This window comes from Secundilactobacillus silagincola (assembly GCF_002583405.1).
GTDB lineage: Bacteria > Bacillota > Bacilli > Lactobacillales > Lactobacillaceae > Secundilactobacillus > Secundilactobacillus silagincola.
The window spans coordinates 114054-138944 of sequence record NZ_BCMJ01000003.1 but is presented as its reverse complement, the minus strand read 5'-3'; the positions used below and the strand labels follow the sequence as shown (position 1 = coordinate 138944).

General features: G+C 40.8%; 25 protein-coding genes and 1 tRNA gene. 3 read left to right on the top strand and 23 right to left on the bottom strand.

Annotated elements, in window-relative coordinates; genetic code table 11:
• Window positions 1-26: 26 nt before the first annotated feature.
• Window positions 27-518: an AP2 domain-containing protein gene (locus CES82_RS04570; protein WP_098824137.1), complete on the bottom strand. Its 492-nt coding sequence runs from the start codon at window positions 516-518 to the stop codon at window positions 27-29.
• Window positions 519-956: 438 nt separating this feature from the next.
• On the opposite strand from CES82_RS04570, the gene CES82_RS04565 reads away from it, so the two are divergent.
• Window positions 957-1030 (top strand) — tRNA-Arg (locus tag CES82_RS04565).
• Window positions 1031-1569: 539 nt separating this feature from the next.
• Here CES82_RS04565 and CES82_RS04560 read toward each other — a convergent pair.
• From CES82_RS04560 to miaA, 6 genes are all read right to left on the bottom strand, one after another.
• Window positions 1570-2067, bottom strand: a complete 498-nt coding sequence (locus CES82_RS04560) for a dUTP diphosphatase (protein ID WP_098824136.1) — start codon at window positions 2065-2067, stop codon at window positions 1570-1572.
• A gap of 10 nt (window positions 2068-2077) precedes the next feature.
• Window positions 2078-3010 carry a hypothetical protein gene (locus CES82_RS12460; protein ID WP_098824373.1) on the bottom strand — a complete coding sequence of 311 codons (933 nt, stop codon included), beginning with the start codon at window positions 3008-3010 and terminating at the stop codon, window positions 2078-2080.
• Entirely contained in the window at window positions 3003-3890 is an 888-nt protein-coding gene (locus CES82_RS04550) for an exonuclease SbcC (RefSeq protein WP_098824135.1), read from the bottom strand. The genes CES82_RS12460 and CES82_RS04550 overlap by 8 nt, the downstream gene beginning before the upstream one ends.
• A 237-nt stretch (window positions 3891-4127) precedes the next feature.
• A complete protein-coding gene (gene glnA / locus CES82_RS04545; protein WP_098824134.1) occupies window positions 4128-5468 on the bottom strand; it encodes a type I glutamate--ammonia ligase in 1341 nt (446 codons plus the stop codon).
• A gap of 48 nt (window positions 5469-5516) precedes the next feature.
• On the bottom strand, window positions 5517-5900 hold the full coding sequence (locus tag CES82_RS04540) for a MerR family transcriptional regulator (RefSeq protein ID WP_098824133.1): 384 nt from the start codon (window positions 5898-5900) through the stop codon (window positions 5517-5519).
• A 79-nt stretch (window positions 5901-5979) separates the two neighbouring features.
• Window positions 5980-6903: a tRNA (adenosine(37)-N6)-dimethylallyltransferase MiaA gene (gene miaA / locus CES82_RS04535; RefSeq protein WP_098824132.1), complete on the bottom strand. Its 924-nt coding sequence runs from the start codon at window positions 6901-6903 to the stop codon at window positions 5980-5982.
• A gap of 105 nt (window positions 6904-7008) precedes the next feature.
• Between miaA and CES82_RS04530 the strand changes: the two genes are divergently transcribed.
• The gene (locus CES82_RS04530; protein ID WP_089108180.1) at window positions 7009-7182 is read left to right on the top strand and encodes a DUF3042 family protein; all 174 of its coding nucleotides are present in this window, start codon (window positions 7009-7011) and stop codon (window positions 7180-7182) included.
• A 172-nt stretch (window positions 7183-7354) separates the two neighbouring features.
• Here the strand turns inward: CES82_RS04530 and CES82_RS04525 are convergent, their stop codons facing one another.
• The 11 genes from CES82_RS04525 to CES82_RS04475 form a co-directional block, all read right to left on the bottom strand.
• Window positions 7355-8218 (bottom strand): transporter substrate-binding domain-containing protein, encoded by an 864-nt coding sequence (locus CES82_RS04525; protein WP_098824131.1) that lies wholly within the window; start codon window positions 8216-8218, stop codon window positions 7355-7357.
• Window positions 8219-8325: 107 nt separating this feature from the next.
• Window positions 8326-9066 (bottom strand): amino acid ABC transporter ATP-binding protein, encoded by a 741-nt coding sequence (locus CES82_RS04520; RefSeq protein WP_098824130.1) that lies wholly within the window; start codon window positions 9064-9066, stop codon window positions 8326-8328.
• Window positions 9059-9748: an amino acid ABC transporter permease gene (locus tag CES82_RS04515; protein ID WP_098824129.1), complete on the bottom strand. Its 690-nt coding sequence runs from the start codon at window positions 9746-9748 to the stop codon at window positions 9059-9061. Before CES82_RS04515 ends, CES82_RS04520 begins: the two co-directional genes overlap by 8 nt.
• Window positions 9729-10391 carry an amino acid ABC transporter permease gene (locus tag CES82_RS04510; RefSeq protein WP_098824128.1) on the bottom strand — a complete coding sequence of 221 codons (663 nt, stop codon included), beginning with the start codon at window positions 10389-10391 and terminating at the stop codon, window positions 9729-9731. Before CES82_RS04510 ends, CES82_RS04515 begins: the two co-directional genes overlap by 20 nt.
• 606 nt (window positions 10392-10997) lie before the next feature.
• Window positions 10998-11405 (bottom strand): rhodanese-like domain-containing protein, encoded by a 408-nt coding sequence (locus tag CES82_RS04505; RefSeq protein ID WP_098824127.1) that lies wholly within the window; start codon window positions 11403-11405, stop codon window positions 10998-11000.
• A gap of 22 nt (window positions 11406-11427) precedes the next feature.
• On the bottom strand, window positions 11428-12402 hold the full coding sequence (locus tag CES82_RS04500; protein ID WP_098824126.1) for an ROK family glucokinase: 975 nt from the start codon (window positions 12400-12402) through the stop codon (window positions 11428-11430).
• 19 nt (window positions 12403-12421) lie between these two features.
• The gene (locus CES82_RS04495; RefSeq protein ID WP_098824125.1) at window positions 12422-12631 is read right to left on the bottom strand and encodes a YqgQ family protein; all 210 of its coding nucleotides are present in this window, start codon (window positions 12629-12631) and stop codon (window positions 12422-12424) included.
• 40 nt (window positions 12632-12671) lie between these two features.
• A complete protein-coding gene (locus tag CES82_RS04490; RefSeq protein WP_098824124.1) occupies window positions 12672-13346 on the bottom strand; it encodes a rhomboid family intramembrane serine protease in 675 nt (224 codons plus the stop codon).
• An 11-nt stretch (window positions 13347-13357) separates the two neighbouring features.
• Window positions 13358-13906 carry a 5-formyltetrahydrofolate cyclo-ligase gene (locus CES82_RS04485; protein ID WP_098824123.1) on the bottom strand — a complete coding sequence of 183 codons (549 nt, stop codon included), beginning with the start codon at window positions 13904-13906 and terminating at the stop codon, window positions 13358-13360.
• 55 nt (window positions 13907-13961) lie between these two features.
• A complete protein-coding gene (gene rpmG / locus CES82_RS04480; protein ID WP_082593127.1) occupies window positions 13962-14111 on the bottom strand; it encodes a 50S ribosomal protein L33 in 150 nt (49 codons plus the stop codon).
• A 145-nt stretch (window positions 14112-14256) separates the two neighbouring features.
• Entirely contained in the window at window positions 14257-16362 is a 2106-nt protein-coding gene (locus tag CES82_RS04475) for a peptidoglycan D,D-transpeptidase FtsI family protein (protein WP_439959041.1), read from the bottom strand.
• Between the two features lie 303 nt (window positions 16363-16665).
• Here CES82_RS04475 and CES82_RS04470 point away from each other — a divergent pair, with 303 nt between their 5' ends.
• Window positions 16666-19293: a YfhO family protein gene (locus CES82_RS04470; RefSeq protein ID WP_225364839.1), complete on the top strand. Its 2628-nt coding sequence runs from the start codon at window positions 16666-16668 to the stop codon at window positions 19291-19293.
• Window positions 19294-19371: 78 nt separating this feature from the next.
• Here the strand turns inward: CES82_RS04470 and CES82_RS04465 are convergent, their stop codons facing one another.
• The 5 genes from CES82_RS04465 to pheT all read right to left on the bottom strand — a co-directional run bounded on the left by CES82_RS04465 (window position 19372) and on the right by pheT (window position 24884).
• Window positions 19372-19680, bottom strand: a complete 309-nt coding sequence (locus CES82_RS04465) for a HesB/YadR/YfhF family protein (RefSeq protein WP_098824121.1) — start codon at window positions 19678-19680, stop codon at window positions 19372-19374.
• A gap of 193 nt (window positions 19681-19873) precedes the next feature.
• Window positions 19874-20359: a transcription elongation factor GreA gene (greA, locus tag CES82_RS04460; RefSeq protein ID WP_098824120.1), complete on the bottom strand. Its 486-nt coding sequence runs from the start codon at window positions 20357-20359 to the stop codon at window positions 19874-19876.
• A gap of 91 nt (window positions 20360-20450) precedes the next feature.
• Window positions 20451-21107 carry a uridine kinase gene (gene udk / locus CES82_RS04455; RefSeq protein ID WP_098824119.1) on the bottom strand — a complete coding sequence of 219 codons (657 nt, stop codon included), beginning with the start codon at window positions 21105-21107 and terminating at the stop codon, window positions 20451-20453.
• Window positions 21108-21137: 30 nt separating this feature from the next.
• Complete coding sequence (mltG, locus tag CES82_RS04450; protein WP_098824369.1) at window positions 21138-22220, bottom strand: endolytic transglycosylase MltG; 1083 nt, start codon at window positions 22218-22220, stop codon at window positions 21138-21140.
• Window positions 22221-22469: 249 nt separating this feature from the next.
• On the bottom strand, window positions 22470-24884 hold the full coding sequence (gene pheT / locus CES82_RS04445) for a phenylalanine--tRNA ligase subunit beta (protein ID WP_098824118.1): 2415 nt from the start codon (window positions 24882-24884) through the stop codon (window positions 22470-22472).
• Window positions 24885-24891 lie beyond the last annotated feature (7 nt).

Here is a 24891-nt window from a genome sequence, read left to right as displayed (position 1 = left end):
GTATTAACCCAATTTTTTACTCAATTCTACATAGCTGTTTGTGGGTTCTTTTTTGATTTATGCCAATATACTTTTTCTGCTTCTTTGCGTGCATCAATTGCTTCTGCCTTAGTTTCAAAGCTTTTAAGCAACACATAGTGTCCCTGATACATCAAACGAGCCAACCAACGATCCGTGGTCTTATCATAGGAAACTCCGACCACCCCAGATGTGTTGCGCTGAGACTCTTTAATAGAAGAAACCATAATGCCATCACTAGTGCGTAAATTCTGCGGATTTCCCATGTTTTTGGTGAAGCCCTCATTTTTTGTATATCGTTCACGCGCTAGTTCCCGACGCAAACAACCGCAGCTTCTGACATAGCCTCCACGGAGACGTGAACCATCCACTGTAACGATATTGCCGCAGCTGCAACGACATTCCCACAATAAATCAGCATTCTTTGGATCCTGACCGTTTTGGCGAATTACTGTCAAACGACCAAAGTGCTTGCCTTTCATCTCAATCATTCTACTCATAACGTTTCCCCATCCTTTAATAAAAGTGACGTCCCTCCATTAATCAAATCACTTCACTGAAATATAACTGCCTATTCCGTACAAATATCTAATCTGATACGTTTAGTCAATCAAAAAATTAGAATCTGAAATTAAACAATACTCCTCCAAAAGTATGATTAATTCCAGCTGATCAACTTGTCCCTATTTTATCAGGAGTGCTACAGTATTTCAATTGTATTCGATTAAATTGTAAGAAAACGCTACCAATTATTTAAATATATTGGAAATTTGTCCAGCTTTCTTTAAGCTATCGCTAAAACACAGTTGGAAAAACTGATTTAATAATTGCTGACATCAGAATCGAATAAATATTAGTTTTAGTCACCAATAAATCGCTTTTGTGATTGACTTAACCCCACTATTCACATATAATTATACGTGTTGTTTCATTGTTATGCGGCAATAGCTCAGCTGGATAGAGCAACGGTCTTCTAAACCGTAGGTCGAGGGTTCGAATCTCTCTTGCCGCACTATTTAATTAAACGATTAGTCTTTTCTAGGTAAACTACCAGTGATGATTGTTTTGATCACGTGGATTTAGTTTACCTAGAATTTTTTTTGCAAATTTTTATCAATTAAAATTAATTTTAATGGATAAAATCAGCGTCAATAAAGATGCTTTACTGACGTGTTATTGTACGATACAAATAATGTTTTAAGAGGTATCTGCCCCTCTCAACCAATTGTCTGTACACCCAAACTTTTTGAATAAAATAACTTGCAAATTCGATGTCATAAAACCATAATGTACTTGTAACGTAATTGAAATCTAAGTTTATGGGGGGATTGCGATGATTTTCATCTCATTTATTATCGGCTTGTTTGTATTTGCAGGCGTATGGGAATTGTATCTCAGCGCAAGTCGTCAGCGTGCTCAGTCAAAGCATTTAGGTTCATCACCGAAGCGCGCTTACGTGCAATTATTTTTCAAATTACTTCACATTAGTTAATCGTTTTTAGATTCAAAAAAGGGATTGTTTATCGAGTTGGATAAACAATCCCTTTTCTTTTATTTATTAGTTTTTAAGTAAGCGGTTTGGATTTGTTCCTCAGTGAAACCTAAATCAACAAATCCCCATTTTAAAATCAAATGCCAAGCATGTTGGAAGGCCGCTTGCTGCCGATCAAAAAACGACTGATCAATAAAATGAGAAATTGCCAAGTATTGTTGGCTTAAACTCTTAGCCGGCCGTTTTTGCTTTAAAGCCTCTAAATCATCCGGTGTCATCACAATTAAGTGAGACCACGTCTGCCTAGCAGCAACTTGAAAGGTATGGTCAATCACCTCAACGTATGCTTTAAGCAGCCCATCAGGTGAAATAGCAGGCTTTTCTTGTCCCAACTTAAACCAACCCATTAAATCGGCTAAATGACCTAACGAGACGTGCAATGCCACGTAATCAACCCGTAACCCCTCTTCAGGACTCACTGCAACCTGATGCTCGTAATTAAACTGATTACGCCGTTGAATAGCAGTTTGTAATAAATTAGCTAAATCTAACGTCAATATATCACCTCTAAAAAACTAAGTTGTCTGAACGAATCTGCAAGTCATCAATATTTTCAAGATACCACTTACGCAAGAAAGGATATTCTAACAAAACTTTGAACCAGGAAACCGTCTGATCTTCATCAGAAACATACAGTCCCCAGGCTGCTCCCCCAGTTGCGTTATGACTGGCTATCTTAAGCTTGAGGTCTGGCGCCAATTCCAACACCGCACCGTCTTTATCGTGCTTCAACATGTAATTTTCTGATGCCGCAGCCACAAATAGTTTATCGACGATTTCGCCGGATAGATTACTAGTTTGAAAGGCGTAAAATTCGTTATTACTTGTATCTAACAAGTTGAAGTCAACATCGAAGCCGAAGTCAGTTTTAAGCGCTTGCCCAAATGCAATTAACAAGTCAGTTGCCGACAGTAAATGTTCTTTTTCAAGCTTGTCCGCATACGTTTCAATAAACAATTTTGTAATCGCACTACTATTAATACGCATCATTCGACGTTTGAGATTCAGGTAAAACAGTGTTTCACCCGTGACTTTATCTTGATAGTAAACGCCACCAGTATTGTCATTAGCTGACACAAAAGCAAACACACCCAGATCACCTAACGCTGAAATTTGCTGAGTTAAGTGCTGATTGTCCTCGTGCGAGTCTAAGGTGATTGCTTCGCCTTGGTCATGTAATTCAAGCAATCGGCTCATAAAGACCAAATAGTAATCGGCATTATTGTACTGGTGAGGAAAAGTCACGTAATCGCTGTCAAGTTCAAAAACCGATAACGTTTGTGCGGCAGCCACCAATTCTTTAGGATCCTTAGTATTGATCAGTTGGTCCATTAGTTCGGTGAATTGCTGACCAATCTTTAATCCCTCTTTAACTGCATTATTGTAGGATAGTAATCTGCCGCTTGTACTTAGCGTCGATGGATCATTCTCGTTAATCATCAACATTCACCTGCCCTTTACCAATCAAACTCGTCAGGTAGTCCGTATACAAACTTTGATTATGAGATTCAAAGTGTGAAAAATCTTCAAATCTTTGCTGAATGCTCTGTTTCTCATACGTCAAAATGGTATCTTCTTTTGACAGACTCAGAATTTTTTCATCGTTTTCCTTGATCTTCTTATTAGCATTGATTGCTTCTTCGTCATCATCAGCTAATTTTGACAACTGATCCACAATGGTTTGACGTTCTTCTTTAACTTTACCAGAATCCCATGGCAACGTGCTCTTTTGACTAACCTCTTTAAGCTGCTGGCGAAGCGTTTCTTTTTGGTGGTCACGTTCATCCTGACCATCAATGAGTTTTTGAAGCTGAGCGCTGTTAGCAGAAATCTCAGCGATATTATCGGTATTGTAACGCTGATTAAGCGCATCCAACTCAAAGGAGCGTTTCAGCTTACCATATTCAGTTTCGTCAAATTCAAAGGCAACATTTAAGACGTCCAATTTACCAAACTTACGGCGATCCCACCAATTACCAAAGTAGATATCAAACTCACCATTACGAACTTCATCATAATAGAAAAATGGGTAAGTTTTTCCGAGATAATCGATTAAATTCTCACTTAAATAATGACTGAGTTGTTCATGATCATCGGCTACCAAGTCCGCCAAATTCTGAGTCTTAGTTGTCGATCTCGATTTCTTAACTTCACGATCATAACGTGGCTTATCGATCAATTCATAAATCTGACGATCATCGTGTTCATGTAACGCGGACTGCAGTGTCTGCAAGTATTTAATTTTTTGAGTAAGTGACGAATCAAGCTGAGCCTGACCCGGCGTTACTTCCTGATTTGTTTCTTCATTATTATTCGGCATATATTTATCCCTCGATTGTTATTTCTCGCTGTATATACTTAATCTTAAATGATAATTTACGATTAATAAAGCAGTTTTAAAGAAAAAGTCGATATTTAAAAGAAATCTTCATCCCTAGCAACTGCACAGCACCCAGAAGAACCGCTAAACTGTTATTTAACCGTCAAAATAGCCTGTCTACCAATCATATCGACTGGTAAACAGGCTATCCGTCATTTTTAAAAAATCAGAGATTCATTAATATAATTCGAGGTACTGATCGCGTTCCCACTTAGAAACTTGAGTACGATAAGCATCGTATTCCAAGTTCTTAGCTTCAATAAAGCTAGGATATAGATGTGGACCCATAGCTTTACGCATCACTTCATCAGCAGATAAGTCCTTAAGTGCGTTGTGTAATGTATCAGGCAAATTAGTGATATGACTGTCACTACGTTCTTTGTCATCCATCCGATAGATGTTACGATCAACACTCTTCTCAGGCACGATCTTGTTCTTTAAACCGTCTAAGCCGGCTTCCAAAACAGCAGCAATGGCTAGATATGGGTTAGCGGTTGGGTCAACACTCCGGAGTTCAAGACGAGTTGATAAACCACGAGAACTTGGTACCCGGATCAATGGTGAACGGTTTGAACCTGACCATGCAACATAGACTGGTGCTTCATAACCTGGAACTAACCGCTTGTACGAGTTAACAGTTGGGTTGCAGATAGCTGTAAAGCTACGTGCATGCTTCAGCAAACCACCTAAGAAGTAGTAAGCATCCTGTGATAATTGCAAATCACCTTTTTCATCGTAAAAGGCGTTACCATCTTTATGGAAGAGTGACATGTTCAGATGCATCCCTGAACCGTTAATACCAGCTAATGGTTTTGGCATGAAGGTTGCGTAAAGACCAAACTTACGTGCAACCGTCTTTACAACCAATTTGAAAGTCTGAATGTTATCAGCAGCATGTAGTGCATCAGCGTACTTGAAATCAATTTCATGTTGACCAGGTGCCACTTCATGGTGAGCAGCTTCGACATCAAAGCCCATGTCTTCAAGGGTTAACACAATTTCACGCCGGCAATTTTCACCCATGTCCATTGGTGCCATATCAAAGTATGATCCTTGATCGTTTAAATCAGTAGTTGGTTTACCATTATCATCCATCTTAAATAGGAAGAATTCTGGTTCTGGTCCAATGTTAAAGTCGGTGAAACCAGCTTTACGCATATCATCCAACACACGAATCAAGTTGTTACGTGGATCACCAGCAAACGGTTTGTTTTCTGTCGTGTAAACTTCACAAATGACACGTGCGATTTTACCACGATCACTACTCCAAGGGAAAATCATCCAAGTTGATAAGTCAGGATACAGATACATATCACTTTCTTCAATGCGGACGAAACCGTCGATTGAAGAACCATCAAACATTAACTTGTTGTCGAGTAGTTTTTCCAATTGAGAAATTGGTACTTCAACATTCTTAATCGTTCCAAACAGATCCGTAAACATTAACCGTAAAAATTGAACATTCTCGTCCTTAGCCATTTGACGAATATCGTCTTTGGTGTAATCGTGTTTTGGCATAAAATCGCTCCTTGAATGATAGATTGTGTTAACAGTCAGTAATTGTGGTTATTTTAGAGGTCGCTGTGAATGCAATGAAGGACCAGAATTAGGTTCGAAACCGCTGATATTGAGAAATTCATCATGCAAAATCCGACGAACATCACTATCAGTCAACGATTCGTTCTTCATATCATCAGCTCGCTTCTTCTGCTGCGCATAAATTGCTTTGATGCCAGCCATATTGATACCGTCATCCAAATAATCTTTGATTTCGAGCAACTTATCAATATCGTTTAAAGAATACATCCGCCGGTTTCCGTCGGTTCGTTGTGGAATCACCAATTCTTGTTCTTCATAATAACGAATCTGACGAGCAGTCAAATCGGTTAACTTCATGACTGTACCAATTGGCAAAACTGACTTAGATCGCTGTAGTTCTTTTTCTGCCATTGCACTCACCTCCCTCTAATATGTTTAATCATACCACTATCTGTTTGCCTGTCAACACTTCATGTCATGTTTTATCACATCATTTTTCAAGCCACTCTGAAACTGATGTACCAATCTCGCGTTTGATGCCTGGATCAGCAATGATATCGTACCAATGTACAGGAATTTGATGTCGGAACCAGGTCAGTTGCCGCTTTGCATAGTGCCGGGTATCCTGTTTAATTTTCTCAACGGCATTATCCTTTGAAATTTCACCCTTAAAGTAAGGAAACAGTTCCCGATAACCAATGCCTTTCCCCGACTGCCATTGCTCACCCCCAGCCTCATATAAACGACGTGCTTCATCCACTAACCCTGCGTCAAGCATTTGATCCACTCGCTTGTTAATTCGTTCGTACACTTTGCTCCGGTCGGTATTAAGCCCAATCACATACGCATCGTACCTTGGTTTTAGGACGGTCTGCTGTTTTGAAAATAACGTCCCCGTTCGCTCGTAAACTTCTAACGCACGTACTACCCGACGTTCATTGGTGACCGGAATATTTTGAGCTGCATCCGGATCAATCTGGTTTAAATGATCCCACAGCGCTTGCTGACCGTGTTGTGCTGCATAATCATGCCATTTATTCCTAACTTTTTCTGATGGCTCAAAATGGTCACCACCAAGGTTCAAATCATACAGTAGTGCCTTTAGATAAAAACCCGTACCGCCCACTACCATGGGTAATCCACCACGATTGGAAATTTCGTCAATCAAACGTTGACTTTCTGCCACAAAATCGGCGACTGAGTAACGCTCATCAATGTTTCTGATATCAATTAAATAATGCGGAATATTTTCTCGTTCCGCAGGCATAATCTTTGCAGTGCCAATATTCAAACCACGGTAAACTTGCATGGAATCGCCGGAAATAATTTCACCGTGAAATTGTTTGGCTAATTCCAATGATAAAGCGGTTTTACCCACCGCCGTTGGCCCAATAATGGCCAATACTTTTTTCAAACTGATCACTCCACTATAATTTTGTTAATGACTGGAAATTTAGCCCTAAAACCTGCATAATGTAGGTAACAAATCATATTTTAACCTGTTAGGGGGCCTTTAACAATGAAGCATTTCATCAAAGGATTTTTATTTGGCACTGTAGCTACTATTGGCGCAGTCGCAGGTGCAGCACTCTCATTCAAGAAAAAAGTTGTCGAACCAATTGAAGACGAAGAAGAACGGTTTGAAGAAAACCGCAAACGGGCAGCTCGTAAATCTCGTTCGGCTCACCACTAAGCTTTCATCCTACAATCAATGTCCATTTAGATATCCCATAATGATTCGCAGTTCAAATCATTGTGGGATTTTATATTGCATCTAAATAAAAAACTCATAGCCGAAAATTCCGTAAAGTATTGTAACGGAATTCAAGCTACGAGTTTTTCGCTTATTGCATCAAATCAGTCAGCTACTTGATAACAATATCTGATGGTTTTACTTCTTTACCAAAGTATGGCTTCAATTGAGAGTTGTAGTCTTTGTCAAAAAAGCCTTTATTATTCAATGATGTTACTTCTTTATTCGTCCAGTTTAGGAGAGACTTGTTCCCCTTCTTAACAGCTGGTGCGATGTATTGCTTTGGTCCAATTGATTTGATACCAACAGTGTATTTAGGCTGGTCCTTAACCCAAGCGTAAAGATAAGAGTTATCATCCGCCAGTGCAACCCCACGGTTATTCTTCAACGCGTTGAATTGCTGGGTCTTAGAATCAAATTTTAATAACTTAACATTGGGTTGCTTTGAAGTGAAGTAGTTTTCAGCCGTGGTACCTTTAGTCACAATGAGGTTCTTGCCTTGAAGCTGACTAGCTTTCGTAATCGGCTGAGATTTTGGTGAAACGACCCCAACAGAAACCTTCATGTATGGTGAAGCAAAGTCAACAACTTGTTTCCGTTCTGGTGTCACGGTAAAGTTAGCCAACACAAGATCAACTTTATTAGAGTTCAAAGCATCCACTCGGTTATTAGCATTAACTTGCACAAACTTTGGCTTTACCTTGAGATCTTTAGCAATTTGGCGTGCTAAGGTTAAATCATAACCAACACGCTGGCCTTGCTTATTAACCCAGCCATATGGTGGTAAATCACCAAAGACGGCAATCCGAATCGTCCCACGCTTCTTGATTTGTTGGACGGTACTTTGACTGGTACTCTTGGTGGAACTTGCTGACGAACTGCTCTTACTACTGCTACCACAGCCGCTTAATACCAACGCTAAACTAGCAGCTATGCCCAAAAACAGTCCAAGTTTCTTAAACCCAAATTTCTTCATCTATGATTCCTCCCTAAATATGATTGGTTTTATAAAAAGTCTGGTTAGTAAATTAATAAACGATGTTTTCTCAAGCTGAATCAAAACGAAATGACCAGTTCTAAAAATTAAAAATCCATGCTATCCAAGAATGCCTTAGCCCGATCAGTTTGTGGTTGTTCGAAAAATTGGCTACCCTTGGTTTGTTCCAAAATTTTGCCATCTTCCAAGAATAAGACGCGATCTGCAATCTGTTGAGCAAAGTTCATCTCATGCGTCACTACGATCATAGTCATGTTAGAATCTTGTGCTAGATTTGAAATAATGTTCAGAACACCGCGAACCATTTCTGGATCAAGTGACGCGGTGACTTCATCAAATAGCATTAATTCAGGATTCAACGCTAACGCCCGGACAATCGCGATCCGCTGTTTTTGACCGCCCGATAATTGCCGCGGGTACGCATTTTCATACTCGCGCAAGCCAACTTGATCCAGTAATTTTTCAGCACTAGCTGTTGCCGCCTCTTTGGATTGATGTTGAACTTTAACGGGTCCCAACAAAATATTGTCCAGAACCGTTAAGTTAGGGAATAGATCGTAGCTTTGAAACACCATCCCGATTTTTTGACGAATCTTTTGCCAATTCTTTTCTGTTGGTACAATTTTTTCGCCATTGAAGGTGACTTCACCTTGTTGATAAGGTTCCAAACCGTTCAAGCAGCGAATCAATGTACTCTTACCTGAACCAGAGGGTCCGAGCAGCGCAACGACTTCACCTTCATTAACTGAGAAATTAATGTCGTGCAACACGTGACGCTTTTGATAGAACTTTTCCAAATGTTCGACTTTGACGATTTCTTTAGCCATTTGCCCGCTCCAATCTCTTTTTATCCATCCGTTTTGCCCACCAAGATAGTGGGTAGTCGATTACAAAGTACATCACGAAGATGATACCGTAGACCCAAAAGACGCCAGTAGGATATTTTTGATTATTGGCTTCAACAACTTGTTGCCCGACGTTAATAACATCCATTACACTGATCAGCATCAGCAACGAGGTTGTTTTAATCACACGGGTAACTAAGTTGATGGTAGCTGGTAACTCCAGCGAAACTGCTTGAGGAATCAGCACATAACGATAAAGTTGCCAGCGACTGAGGCCAATCGCCATACCGGACTCGCGTTGGTGTTTTGGCACCGAAATTAAAGCACCACGGACAATATCGCTCATCTCAGCGGCTGTCCACAACGCAAATACTAATGTTGCCACTTGATTTGCAGGTAGGTTAACACCCATTTGCTTTGGCAGAATATAATAAAACAGGAAAAGCAGGACAACCGTGGGAATAATTCGGAAAAATTCCAAGTATAACCGCAATACAAATCGCAACAGACGACTAGGAAAGGTTCTTAAAACCCCAAGAACGACACCTAAAATTAGGCCCAACACTAACGCAACCGCTGCAATTTCGACCGTCGTCCATAATCCGCCAAACAAACGAATGAGGTTACGGCCTTCAAATAAAACGTTAATTCCCGAATGAGCCATAACGAACCCTCTTTTCCAAAATAGTGAGAATAATTGACAATGGAATCAAAATAATAGCATACCCAACAACTAGCATGAACAAATATTCATTGGATCGGTAATACATGCCAATCAAATCAAGTGCAGTGTTGGTTAACTCCGGAATTGCAATAACCGTAAAAATCGAGGTTTCCTTGATCAAAAAAATCATGTTAGCCGCTAATGCCGGAACACTCAGTGTAAAACCTTGAGGAAAAACAACGTAGCGAGCTAATTGCAAACGCGATAAACCAATTGCCTTACCCGTTTCAACTTGGGTCTTGCTAACACCGTCAAAACCACCATTGAATCCCTCAGCCATGTAACTGCCGCCCAGAAAGATCAAACCAACGATCCCACACATTTCCGCATTCAACTTAAACCCAAAAACTGGAAAAGCGTAATACAGAAAGAAGAGCTGTACCAAAAGCGGTGTATTTCGGGAAATTTCAACGTAGATGGCGGCTATCTTACCAAGAACGGGTACTTGGAAATACTTCAGCAAACTGCAAATCAGACCAACGATAATTGATCCAATAATGCCAATCAGTGACAGCCAAAGTGTTAGAACGAACCCCTTTTCAAAAAGCGGTAAACTTTGCTGGATAATTTGCCAGCTACTCATGTGATTTTGCCTCCTGCCCTAAAATATTCGTTTTAATTACTGACCTATTTGAAATCGCAATGTTCTGAAAACAAAAAAGTCCCCATCAGTTTATTTCTAAACTGATAGGGACGATTAAAATCGCTATTCCACCCTGTGTGATGTGTGCTTACGGCTCGTTTTCAAGCCTGAGGACGATAACGTGTCCTGACGATTTGCCATTACGCAAATAGGTCTCAAAACAGACGCACTTCCTTAAAACGCTAAGGTCCCTTTTCATCAACTGGAACTTTCTTTGCCTAGCGGATTTAAGTACTCTTCCTGCTCGTAACCTTTATAAAACAAGATTAAAATGTAATTAAAATGAATTTCAAATGACGCCAATCAACAAAATGCCAATTTAGAAACACTGCATTTATATCAAATACGCCATCAACAAATCCCATATTACCACACTTTGTGAAAATGGCAATGGGTTTGCTTACTAATGTTTAGAGAATTTGATTCTGAGAGAATAGTTAGTAAACATAAAAAGGGACTTAATTGCTATATTTAACAGCAATTAAGTCCCTTTTTTCATACACGTTACTTCATAAAAATTTGATTACACAACGATTCGTCACACACTTAGGATTTTTTAGTTTTACCATCCCAACGTGCGTACCCCGTTTTTAAAATGTAAATGTCTTTGTAACCGTGTTTTTTTAATAAAACCGCACTACGAGAACTCATAGCCTTACCCTGATCATACAGATAAACGGGCAAATCTTTACGAATTCCCTGGTAGTATGCACGCATTGTCGAATAGGGAATGTTACGAGCACCAAGAATATGGCCCGCGTCAAAGTCTTTTTTCTCCCTAACATCAATGACTTGTGCCTTACGCATACCTTCTCTAAAGGTTTTTTCGTCAATTAAAGTTGCTGCTTGATTACGTTGATAGATACCATATAGATACCAAAGCAAGTAAGCAATCAGTAAAACGACCAAAATGATCGTATAAAGTTGCGATGTTGAAATTGCTGCAATAACCATCTGTCTCGTCCTTCCAAACTAATTATGCGCCTGCGTTTTCAAACCGGAGTGCTAATGATGAAGCACCGATTGCACCAGCATCATTACCAAGCTGAGCAAGCTTAATCCGTGTTGAGTCACGGACAGCAGGGAACGTGTTTTCTTGGAAGTAACGGGTAGTTGGTGATAATAAAGTGTTACCAGCTGCTGACACGCCGCCACCAATAATGATGTTAGCTGGGTTCAAAATATTAGCACAGTTAGCTAATGCCAAACCAAGGTAGAATGACACACGGTCAACAATTCGGCTAGCCAAAATATCACCGTTATCAGCCAAGTAAACGACCATCTTTGAAGTTACTTCTTCGTTATTGTCGAAGAGTTCCTTTAACCGTGATTTACCAGTAAATTCAGCTGCCATATCCTTAGCAACATGGACAATACCAGTTGCTGAAGAATACTGTTCGAGACAGCCGCGCTTGCCACAAGTACATAGGTAACCATTTGGCTGAACGGTAATATGACCAAGTTCACCAGCACCACCATTAATACCGTGCAGTAATTGGCCGCCAGCAATCACACCGCCACCAACACCGGTACCGAGTGTAACGAAGATCACATCAGAATCCTTTTCACCGGCACCCTTCCAAAATTCACCAAGGGCAGCGACGTTTGCATCGTTTTCCAAAACGAGCTTCAAGCCCACGCCTTCCTGAATCTGGTCACGCACACGTTGGGTAGTTGTCCAATTTAAGTTATAGGCACCAATAACAGTCCCATTTTCAATATCAACAGCACCTGGCGTCCCCATTCCAATACCCATAAACTGATCTTTGGTATAGCCAGAGTCCGTCATTGTCTTCTTAAGTGAAGCAATAATATTAGGGACAATATGCTTACCGTTTTCGCTTATATCAGTTGGGATGCTCCATTTTTGCATGATATCACCCTCTTGAGTGACGAATGCAATCTTAGTGGTTGTACCACCTAAATCAATACCAATCAAACTCTTTGCCATGAACTTGTGTCCTCCAGACTTATTTCGTGTTCTCTCGCGTTTCTTCGAGACGGTGCTCGTGTGTCAAAACCAACTTGGCATGTGCAAACGTTTTATGATCAATTACATTGGCGTCATGAAGATGATCCAATTCCAACGCCATGACCTCAATATCCCATAAGCGTTTCCCTACGTAAACGTATATACCAAACTGTTTTAACAACTGTTGTACATCATAGAGCGTTTTCATTTCGATATCCTCCGAAATTTCACACAACTACTTTATTATTTTACAACGTTATACCGGAATAGTATAGCCCAATCATGATAAGAATGGCAACGATTACAGCTAAAATTCTTTTTACGGTACTAATTTTTCCTAGCTTCGGGACACCAACAATATATCCTGCCAAAAAACCAATGACTAACCCACCAATATGACCCTGAAGATCAGTACCAGGACTGAATAGACCAAAGGCCAAATTAAGAACAATGAACAGGACAAAAGTTTTGGTCATCTGCCGAATATAGGGGTTTTCCCAAAAGGACTCCCCAAGCATCAGAAAAGCACCGAATAACCCAAAGATGGCGGTACTAGCACCAGCAGAAATTGAATTAGGGTTAAATGCGAAGCTAGCTAAGTTACCGCCAATTCCAGACAATAAGAAAATCGCTAAATAGCGCCAATGCCCGAAAATGGCTTCAATCTGAATACCAATAAAATAAAGTGTCACCGTATTAAAAAGAATGTGTTCAAACCCCATGTGCAAAAAAATAGGGGTTATAAAACGCCACCACTGTCCTGCAAGAATCAAGGGGTTATATTTAGCGCCAAAATTTACTAGTACCTGAGCGTTTTGACTGCCACCAGCCAACGTCATGGCACCATACACCAAAAACATCACAACGATCAAGCCTACGGTGATGTATGGCCCAGATAACCAGCGTTTGAGTTGTTGCTGCATTATTTGCCCCCTTAGTGGCTCGTGATGACATGTTGGACAAGTACGTCAGTATCGGCGACTTGCCAAGTTGGTTCTTTAAACATTTGGGCTTCAAATGCAAGGGTAACGGTTCGTCCTTGGTAATCGGCTAAGAAGCGATCATAATAACCACCGCCAAAACCAAGACGTGCTCCCTTTTTAGTGAAACCTAGGCCAGGAACAACAATTAAGTCAATTTGATCTTTCGGTACTGCAGTGCCATTTTCTGGTTCCATAATACCAAAGTTGGATTCTTTCATCACCGTTTCGTCAGTTAACGGTAAAAAAATCATGCTGCGATCAGTATTAAATGTTTTGGGAATAACAATCTCTTTTCGAGCCTGTTTAGCAGCCTCAATGATGGGCTGGGTATCCAACTCAAAACCAGTCGACAGTGTAATTGCAACTGTTTGACTGTGATTCCACTCTTCGGATTCAAATAATCGTTCATATAACGTTCCAGCTTGAAAATGACGAACATCATCAGGCATGGCGTTCAATGCTGCAATAATCTCTTCACGAACTGCTTTTTTTGTTGCCATCTGGTCGTTTCCTCCTGTCTTAAATAAAAAAGGCGCAGGCTCATCGCCTATGCCTTTATTTTGTTTCTTTGTGTAACGTCACCTTGTGTTGACGTGGGCAATATTTCTTAAGCTCTACCCGGTCAGGATTGTTACGACGGTTTTTACTTGATAAGTAGTTTTGTTCGTGACATTCGGTACATTCTAATGTAATGTGTACGCGCATGGCTTGTGACCTCCCTACGTTTTTATGATTTGGCAAATAGCCTTAACTCGTAGTATTTTATCATTTATTCAAAGTAATTACCAGTCTAAATGTTATATTTGTTAAGTAAATTTACTTTACAGGCAAAATTAAAACTGATAGAAGTTTAGTTTCCTGCTGTGGCAGTGTTGGTCGTCGTACTACCAGACTTCAAAGTCGATGTCGACTGAACCGAACTCCAATAGGCCTGATAAATTGACTTAGCCAACTTCATGTTATTATCTTCAGCGTTGTAATCCAAGTTGGGCATTGCTAAAGCAACGACCACTTGCGGATGCGTTGAAGGTGCATAAGAAGCCAAACTCAAGGTAACGGTTTCAGTCCCTTTATAATAAGTTTGAGCTGTCCCAGTCTTGGCAGAGATCTCCGGCTTAATCGTATCCAGTTCACCACCGGTCTTCCAGGTGTTAGTCCCATGGACAACATCATAAAGCCCTTCAGTGACTAATTTACGTTGAGCAGGCGTCATGTCAATGTGGTTAAGCACCGTTGGAGTAACTGAATCTTTAACCGTTCCTAAGCCGCCATTTTTATTGGTGCCACGAATGGACGATAAAATATGCGGTTGAATTCGATACCCACCGTTAGCGATGGTTGACATGTACTGCGCAACTTGAATCGTGGTGTACGCATCGTAGTTCCCAAAGGCCTCATCTAACGCATTCCCAATATGCGCTTTAGACGTTGAACCTTGAATACCAGTAGTTTCACCTGGTAGATCGATCCCGGTTTTGACACCAAGTCCAAACTGGTTGAAGTAGCCACGCATTTTGCTGAAAATACTAGAATTCATGGTCAGCGCTGCGCCTTCAGAATACTTAAAACCGGCTTCCTTCATTGCCAATTGCATCATATATGAGTTAGAAGAAACTTCTAGGGCAGTCGAAGCATTAACGGCCATATTTTGACCACCGTTTTTGTTGAACCACGATGCCTTCTTCGTTCCCCCAACAGTAATTGGCATATCAGTCAAGGTGTTGTTCGTTGGTGTGATGACACCATCCATTAAAGCACCAGAAACCATGGCACCTTTAACCACCGATCCCATAGTGATGGAATTATTGATGGCGCCCAGCGCGTTATTAGTGATTTTTTGCGTGCTTGGATTGCGGTCAACACCCGCCATCCCAATAATGCTCCCATTATTAGGGTTCATCACAACGGCATAAGTCCCAGTTGAAACACCACCGGCACCACTTTCAGCTTGCCGAACTAATGACTGCAACTTCTTTTGGAAACCAGCATTGATGGTCAGCTGCAGATTATCACCTTTTTGACCACCATAACGCTTAACTTCCTTCATGATCTTAGTCCCGGAAACTTCCACATCAGTCTGCGATTTACTCCCTCTTAGAACTGGTTCATATTGCTCTTCAAGGTAGGATTGACCCACTGAATCGTTTCTGGAATAACCTTGAGCCAGATACTGGTTAACCTTATTATCTGGTAACCCAATCTTCTCTGAAGAAACGGTCCCTAAGATACTCTTGAGTGAACTGCCATAAGGATAATCACGAGTCCAGCTTGTACCAACTTTTACACCTGGCATTTCTCCCAGATGTTCGCCGACTTCAGCTAGTTCCTTACTGGTCACACCCGTTTCCTTAATATAAGTTGTTGACAGTGAATACGCCCCGCTCATTCGAGCGTAAATCATGGCATCATTCTTCTGCTGTTTGGTTAACTGAAAATCAGCAGGATGAGCATACAGATATTGAAGCTCCTTATCATAAGCATCCGACTGCGCGGCATTTTTGATTCCCGGAATATTTGCCTGTACCTGCTTCGCCCGCTTTGAGGAAGCTAAGAAATAATCAGCCCTATTCCGTCGAGTCAATGATCCGGTTGGCACTGTTAGGTATTTTCCCAAGCGATTAGCTATCCGATACATATCCGGAGCCATAACGTTAACTCCCTTAGTATAACTAATTGCTTGATGGGTTTTATTACCAACTAAAACACGACCAGTAGAATCAAAAATCATCCCCCGCTGAACGTTGTTCGTTTCAACGGTACTATCCGTCCGGCTAACTTCAGCTTTAAGCTGGGTACCGTGGAGAATTTGTAAATATGCTAATTGTGCAATTAACGCTGCAAATAAGAGTCCTACAATAATGAATAGAAAATTCATTCTAAATGGAATTTGAGCTGTAGTTGACGTCTTACTGCGAGACGCTCGGTGCTGGGTAACTCGACTAAAGAAATTTTTCAATGTCCTAAACGCTCCTTATCTAACTTCATTATTCTACCAGAATTTCAATAGCGAAACCATTAACACTGAACGGTTTTAAAACTTTTTATGATTTTGAATCCGCGCAATCAGCTCATTGTTTTTAAGACCTGTTTAATTGCGCTTTGTTTGCATTGTTTGTCAATCAACATACGGTATAATTAACTACATGCGATTACGCAACTTAAATGACCAGAAACTTGTCACTAGATTACCATGGATATATCAATACTTACATACTCGTAAATGGATGCCATTCTACGAGGCTATCGGAGGGTTTTATTCTTGAGATTATTTGTTCAATGGGTGCGTCAACACGAAAAATTATCACTACTGTTTTTAAGCTTCGTTATTCCAGCTGCTATAATGGCGGCTTACTTTTGCTATCGCGGGATGGGACCATTTGGCAAATCGACATTACTAACAGTCGATCTTGGCCAGCAGTACGTCGATTTTTTTGCTTACTTCCGTCACACTTTACTCAGTCATCCTAGTGGCTTTTTCTACACTTTCCAAAAAGCATTAGGCGGTGAGATGTTTGGTGTTTGGACTTATTACCTGATGAGTCCGTTTAATTTTATCCTACTCTTATTTCCTGATAAATCACTTCCAAGCGCCATCTTCTGGATTACGGTCCTTAAGTACGGTGCTGCAGGATTAAGTTTTGCTTGGCTGCTAATGAAAACCAAAGTTCAAAAGCACCTGCCAGTTTTGGCTTTTTCAACCAGCTATGCCTTAATGGGCTGGATGATTGCTAATCAACTTAACTTAATGTGGCTGGATGCTGTCATTATTCTGCCATTAATTGTCTGGGGCATTATCCAACTGGTAGACACAGGCAAAATCAGAACCTACGTTGGCTGGTTAACGGCACTTCTCATCATTAATTATTACATGGCTTATATGGTTTGCATATTCGCGGGACTATTCTTCCTGTGGTACTGGCTGTCACAATCCCATTCAGGAAAGGCTGCCCGTTCTTCTTTGCTTCGTTTTATCAGTGGATCACTACTAGCCGCCGGTATTTCAGCTGTGACGCTATTACCAACTTGGTACTCATTGGGAATCAGTAAAAATCAGTATACCCAAACAGACTGGTCGGCAAAATTTGAATATTTTCCACCCAAAATGTTAGCTAAGTTCTTTCTAGGCAGTTTTAATTTTAATCAAATGCCGAAGGGAACCCCCAATCTGTTTATTGGTAGTCTAATGGTTTTAGGTGCGATCTTCTATTTTTTGCAAAACAACCATTCGCGCCGAACAAAATGGCTAGCCTTAGCAGTTACCGCCATTTTAGCCCTATCACTGTGCTTTGAGCCATTAGACCTGCTATGGCATGGCATGCAATTTCCAATCTGGTACCCCTACCGTTTCTCGTTTATTGTCAGTTTTTGGCTCATTTGGCTAGCTGCTAATGCGCTGCAGCCTGAATTTACACCAACGCTAAAACAGCTGATTGTCCCAATTCTCATCTGTATGGGAACAGTGCTTTATGTCTGGGTCAACGTGAACCACTTTTCCTTCTTGAGTCAAAATCAGATACTGATTGGTACCCTTCTATTAGTCGCAGCATTTTGCTTAATTGCATTACCCAATAAGCAGCCATGGTTTTATCAGACCGCTTTCGTCCTGTTCGCTGTGATTGAAATGACCAGCAGTGCCGCTACCAGCTTGAATCGGATTAGTTACGTCACTAAACCTGAATTTCAAAATTATCAGCAGGTCTTAGCCTCACAATCCGCCAAAGTGACTGATCATGATAGCGGTTGGTACCGAATGACACCGACTTTCATGCGGACTAAAAACGATCCGCTGTCTGGGCAGTTCAATGGTGGCTCCGTCTTTTCGTCAACTCTGGAAAAGGACATGCCAACCTTCATGGGTGCCATGGGTAATCCTGATGGCGACGGTTTTGTAACCTACACAAATGGGACCCTTTTAAGCGATTCATTATTTAATATGAAATACGTCATTGACCGACAAACAAATTCAGGTACCCTAGGTTCAAATATCGTCAATCCGGTTTCTACTCGTGCTGACCTTACTGATTATCAACGTGTTCGCAAAGATGGTTTGATTTCAACGTATCGTAATCCCTATGCCTTACCAATTGGTTTTCTTGCCAGCAATAAAATTCGAACTTTGGATAACACGACAAAGGATCCAACGCAATATCAAGCTAACCTGTGGGCCAGTTTAACCGGAAACCCTCAGGACGAACATCTATTTAGCGCTCAGAACTTCGATCACGTCATCTTCCAAAACGTGAAACAGCAAACGAAACTGACTGGTGCTATTTTACAAAAGAATAATTTAATTAAACCTGGTATGATCACTTTTAACTTCACGCCTAAAACCAACGATGCATATTACCTGACGTTAGGATCAAACCTGAACGATGATAACGTCTCAATCAACTTAAACAATCACCCGCTGGCACAATATCCTACCTACCGTAATACGATTGTGGTTAACATTGCTGATCACCAAAAAGGCAAACCCGTTAAGCTACAACTCACTTTAAAGAAATCGACCTTGTGGCTGCAAAACTTTACCCTTTATCAATTCAACAATCAGCAATTCATCACTGGCCAGAAAAAGCTTGCGGCCAGTCCGCTAAAAATCACACAGCACAGTCAAAGCAGCTTGACTGGTTCAACTAATGTTAAACCCAAAAGTGCTACTTTAATGACGACCATCCCCTACAGCAAAGGCTGGCATATCACCGTTGATGGTCATTCAACCAAACCAGTTAAAGTAGCCGGTATCTTCACTGCGTTGAAACTACAGCATGGCTATCACACGATTCATTTTAAATATTGGCCACCAATGCTGAATACTGGTTTGATCATTACCTTAGTCAGTCTTGGTATCTGTTATTTCACGATTTACAAACAGCGACGAAATGATTAATTAAAAATACAAAATAAGGATAGCTGAATTATCAACACGATAACTCAGCTATCCTTATTTTGTGTCCATAGAACTGTTCTACTGCAACTCACTATTTTCAACGTAATTGTATTTCGGCCCATCAACGCTCGGATCATAATTAATGATCAAATCATAGCCCTTGAAAAACCAGCGGTCATCTTCTTGAACAAAATAATTGACACCATCTTTTTTGGTGATCGCATATGGCTTTTCAGGATGATCATCTGGCGTCATAGCTAATGAAAAGCCCTCATGCACAGGTGTGTTGCCGTAAACCTTGCCATAAAACCTAACCCCACGGCCATCTGATAGCCCCATTTCGTTATGAAACCATTTACTTGCCTGATCAGTAATAATCATTTTCATGATGCGTGTCTCCTTCATTTGCAACAAATTGTTTGCGCTTTCATTCAATTCATTTATACCCTAGATTTCACAAAAGTGCAAGTCTTTATCCTCACTGCTATGAAATCAAACGAAATAAAGCGCGTTAAATTAACAAAAGAGCTACTCCACTGGGGAATAGCTCTTTAGCATGATGATTAAAAAGTTTGTGAAATTATGAAGCACTTTCAACTTTTAAAATTTTAACTTTCATATCGCCTGCAGGAATTGCAATGGTGATTTCCTGATCGATTTTGTGACCCAACAAAGCCTTTGCAATTGGTGAGTCGTTAGAAATCTTACCAGCCATTGGATCAGCCTCAGCTGCACCAACAATGGTATATGATTCAGGTTCTTCATCGGGTAATTCTTTGAAAGTGACTTTTTTACCAACAGTCACTTCATCTTCAGCCGTATTATTATTATCAACCACATCAGCGTATTGCAGCATATGTTCAATTGTCTTGATCCGGCTTTCAAGCATACTTTGTTCGTCCTTAGCAGACTCGTATTCGGAGTTTTCTGAAAGGTCCCCAAAACCACGGGCAATCTGGATACGTTTGATTACTTCCGGACGCTTGTTCATCTTTAAATCTTCTAATTCTTGTTCCAACTTAACCTTACCATCGGCAGTCATTGGATATGATTTTTGTTCAGCCAAAATAGCACCTCATTACATTTTTTATAGTTTACTGTCGCTTACAATAGCATGCGACAGTCTTTCACGCAAGCTTTAAATTCGAATATTAGAATTAAATATTGGGACGGCCGTTTTTCTTTTGAATCAAAATTGAACGAATCTTTGTGGTCAACAAGTCAATGGCAACCTGGTTTTCGCCACCTTCTGGCACGATTAAATCAGCATACCGCTTAGTGGGTTCAACAAACTGGTGATACATTGGTTTAACCGTGGTTAGGTACTGTTTAATAATGCCATCTAAGTCCCGTTGACGCTCTTTAATATCTCGTTCAATCCGACGAATGATCCGGATATCATCATCCGTATCAACGAACACCTTGATATCCATCAGATCACGTAACCGTTCATCGTCCAAAATTAAAATTCCTTCAAGGATGATGACGTCCTTTGGTTCTTGGTGAATGGTTTGCGAACTACGCGTATACTGCGTGTAATCGTAAACTGGCTTTTCGATTGCATGATTATCACGTAGCTGTTTTAACTGTTCAATCAGCAGATCAGTGTCAAAAGCCAATGGATGGTCGTAATTAACCGCCTTACGTTCAGCCATAGGCATATTAGCTTGATCATTGTAGTAGGCATCTTGCTGCAGTATCATAATTGATTCGTTTTGTAACTGGTCGTAAATTGCACGGCTCACAGTCGTTTTCCCACTGCTAGAACCGCCGGTAACACCGATGATGACTGGTCTTGACTGTTGTACTGACATGTTTTAGTTGATCCCTTCAATATAAAATAACTAATTATTAACCTTAGATAGTGACGCAACACGCTTATTGTGCTCAGACAGCGTCTTTGAAAAGTAAATCTTACCCGTTTTTGTATTAGCAACGAAATACAAGTAACCCTTAGATCGGTCAGATGGGTTTAAGACAGCCTGAATCGCTGACATACTTGGATTGTTAAAAGGCCCAGGACCATACCCAGCAAACTTATAAAGATTATAAGGTGAATTGGATTGAAGATCCTTGGTAGAAAGATGCTGTTTATGATGCCCAATGGCATATTCGACAGCCACGTCAGACTGAAGTGGCATCCCTTGATCGATTCGATTGAAAAAGACACCAGAAATTTGACGTCGATAAGACTGACTAACACCTTCACGTTCAACTAGTGAAGCAAGTGTCATAACTTGTTGAACGGATAGTTTCTGCTTTTTTATTTTTTTGTAGTACGGTGTCAGTTCAGCATTAGTATGCGCCACCATCTGGTTAACTAACGACTTTAGCGACATCTTCTTGTTTACAATATAAGTTGCAGGGTATAAATAACCTTCAAGGTGATAACGCACATCTTTAGATGCCATTGATGATGATAACAGTGATGGATACTGTTTCTCCAAGGTCTTCATGTAAGATTGATTCTTCATGAGACTTAAAAATTCAGCCTTACTAAAGTCGGTAGTTGAAGAAATCTTATCCGCAATGTCTGCGATGCCGGCACCCTCGGTAACAAGTACTTTTCCTTTTGTGGATTGAATCGGTTCGCTGGTCCCACCCTGCTGCAAGCGTTTAGCAACTTGGTTCAACGTCATGGAAGCATTTAGCTGGTAATAACCTGCCCTGAAATCAGAGTAGTTATGCGATTTGACATAGTAGTTAAAAACCGAACCACTTTTAACGATTTTCTTTTCTTGTAAAATCGACCCAATCTTTTTACTAGAAGCCCCCATTGGAATATCAACCTGAACAACTTCTTGACTCTTAGGATCCAGTGGCTTTAACGCCGACTGGAAGTAATTATAGAAAACGACGCCACTTATAATTAGCAATAGCGCTAAAATACTGACGACTCCCGCAATAATTTTTTGTCCGGTCGACATTTTTTTCTTCCCTGGCCGTTTGGAAGTGGGCTGCTTGTCGTTATCCAAAGTATTTCCTCCGTTCCATTTTTCAATATCTGCCCCATTATACAAGATTTTAAGTATCAATGCAGTAAAAATATGGTGAACTTAAGAATTTTGAAATAGACTGAATCTCGTTGACCATCCACTGGCTGGCTCAAAGCAAAAAACGTTAGAACAGCTTTCTAGGCAAGTTCTAGCGTTTTTTGAAAAAAGACTGACGAAGCCCTATCTAATCTGAGCTCCCAGTTCGCTGGTCAGTGTCTTTTGAACCTTTTCAAAGGCCTGGTTAACTTCATCATCAGTCAACGTTGCATTGGGATTTTGATACGTCAACGTGTAAGCCAACGACTGCTTACCACCTGGTAAGTTTTTACCGTCATAAATATCAAACAGTTCAACCGACTTCAAGTATGCGCCACCCTTTTTCTGAATCTGTGCTAATACCTGTGCATTAGTTACCGATTTATCAACTAACAAGGCAACGTCACGGGTAATCACCGGATACTTGGAAATTGGTTCAAACTGGTTCATATCCTTTGGCATCTCAATCAGGGCGTCCAAATCTAATTCAAACACGTAGGTCTGATTGATCTTATAAGCCTCAGCGATTGTTGGGTGAACTTCACCAATAAAGCCAACGTAATGACCGTGAATATTAATGTCAGCCGTCCGGCCAGGATGCATTTCTGGATAACGATTCGTTGCAACAAACTCAACATCACCTTTAATGGCTAAATTATCCAAATATTGTTCAACGATTCCCTTGAATTGGTAGAAATCGACGGCATTATGCTTGGCGTTTTTTAATGGATCAACAACCAATTGTCCACTGACTGCACCGGCAATATGTTCGTGCTCGCTTGGCCGTACCTGATCAGCTGAGTCTTTGTAGAAGACCCGACCCTGTTCGTACAGTGCCACATCTTTGACACGACGAGCATTATTATAGGCCACATCATCCAGCAAACCACTGATTAAATTCATCCGTAGCGTCGTGTGGTCAGCCGTCATTGGCCAGCTCAACTCAGTTTCCGAACTTTCACGCATCATAAATTGATTTGCTTTGGTTTGAGTTGTCAACGCATAAGAAATCGCTTGGTTGAGGCCTAAAGCTTCCAGCACGTGACGTGAATCACGAATCAGTTTTTGTTTTTCAGTTAAAGCACCAACCGTGGTTGGACCACTCGGCAACGTAACTGGAATCTTGTCGTAGCCATAAATTCTAGCAACTTCTTCCAGTAAATCAGCTGGAATATGAATGTCCCAACGGGTGGAAGGAACGCTCACGGTATAGGTTTCACCATCAACTTGAACGCCAAATCCTAGTCGTTTGAAAATGTCTTCAACTTGGTCAAGGGTCAATTCAGTACCCAGCACGTGGTTCACACGTGATAACGTCACTTCAACCACTGCGTCTTTAACGTCATAGCTTGATCCAGTGACAATCCCCTTCAAGACATCACCATCAGCAAGTTCATGCATCATTTGAGCTGCTGCGTTAACGGCTTCTTCAACTCCGCCACGGTCAACACCACGTTCAAAATGTTGTGATGCATCAGTATGCAAATTTTGACGCTGAGCAGTTTTCCGAATCAGAGTTGGTGTGAAAACAGCTGATTCAATGGCAACCGTTGTAGTTTGGTCATCAATTTCAGAATTGAGACCACCCATGACACCAGCCAACGCAATTGGCTTTTGGTCATCAGCAATCACAATATCTTTTTCGTTTAATTCGTGCTCTGCTTCATCCAAAGTGGTGAGCTTTTCACCTTTTTGTGCATAGCGTGCTTTGATGGTTGATCCTGAAACCTTACCGTAATCAAAAGCATGTAATGGTTGACCATACTTCAATAAAATGTAGTTAGTGACATCAACCACGTTGTTGATTGGCCGCATGCCAGCATTCCACAATTTAATTTGCAGCCATACAGGACTCGGTTGAATCTTCACATTTTCAACGATACGCATCTTATAGATTGGCGCTAAATCTTTATCAACATCAAGTGCAACCTTATCAGCAGCGGATGTTGCTACTTCTTCGACCTTGGGATGATTTAATTTTGGCGTCTGACCATAAATCGCACCTAAATCTCGAGCAACACCGTAAACACTCAGCATGTCACCACGGTTAGGCGTAACATCGACGTCAATAAGATGATCATCCATTCCCAGATAAGGAAAAACGGGATCACCAATCTTAGCATCATCAGGTAAGAAGTAAATACCATCTGCCCATTCCTTAGGGACAACGTCTTTTGAAAAACCAATTTCGTCAAGGGCGCAGATCATGCCGTTAGACACCACGCCACGCATCTTAGAACGCTTGATTTTAACGTTGTCACCAATTCTTGAACCGGGCAAAGCCACGATAACTTTCTTATCTGCTGCAACATTAGGGGCACCACAAACGATTTGGGACAATTCGTCCTCACCGATGTCAACGCTGCAAATCTTCAAATGATCTGAATCAGGGTGTGATTCCATGGATACAATTTTACCAACGACGATTTTCTTTAAGCCATCGCTGGGTTGAGTAACAGAGTCAACTTCAACTGATGAACGTTCAATTTTTTCGGCCAAATCCTTAGGCGAGACTTGGAGATCTAAATATTCTTGTAACCAACTGTAAGAGATTTTCATTTTGGCT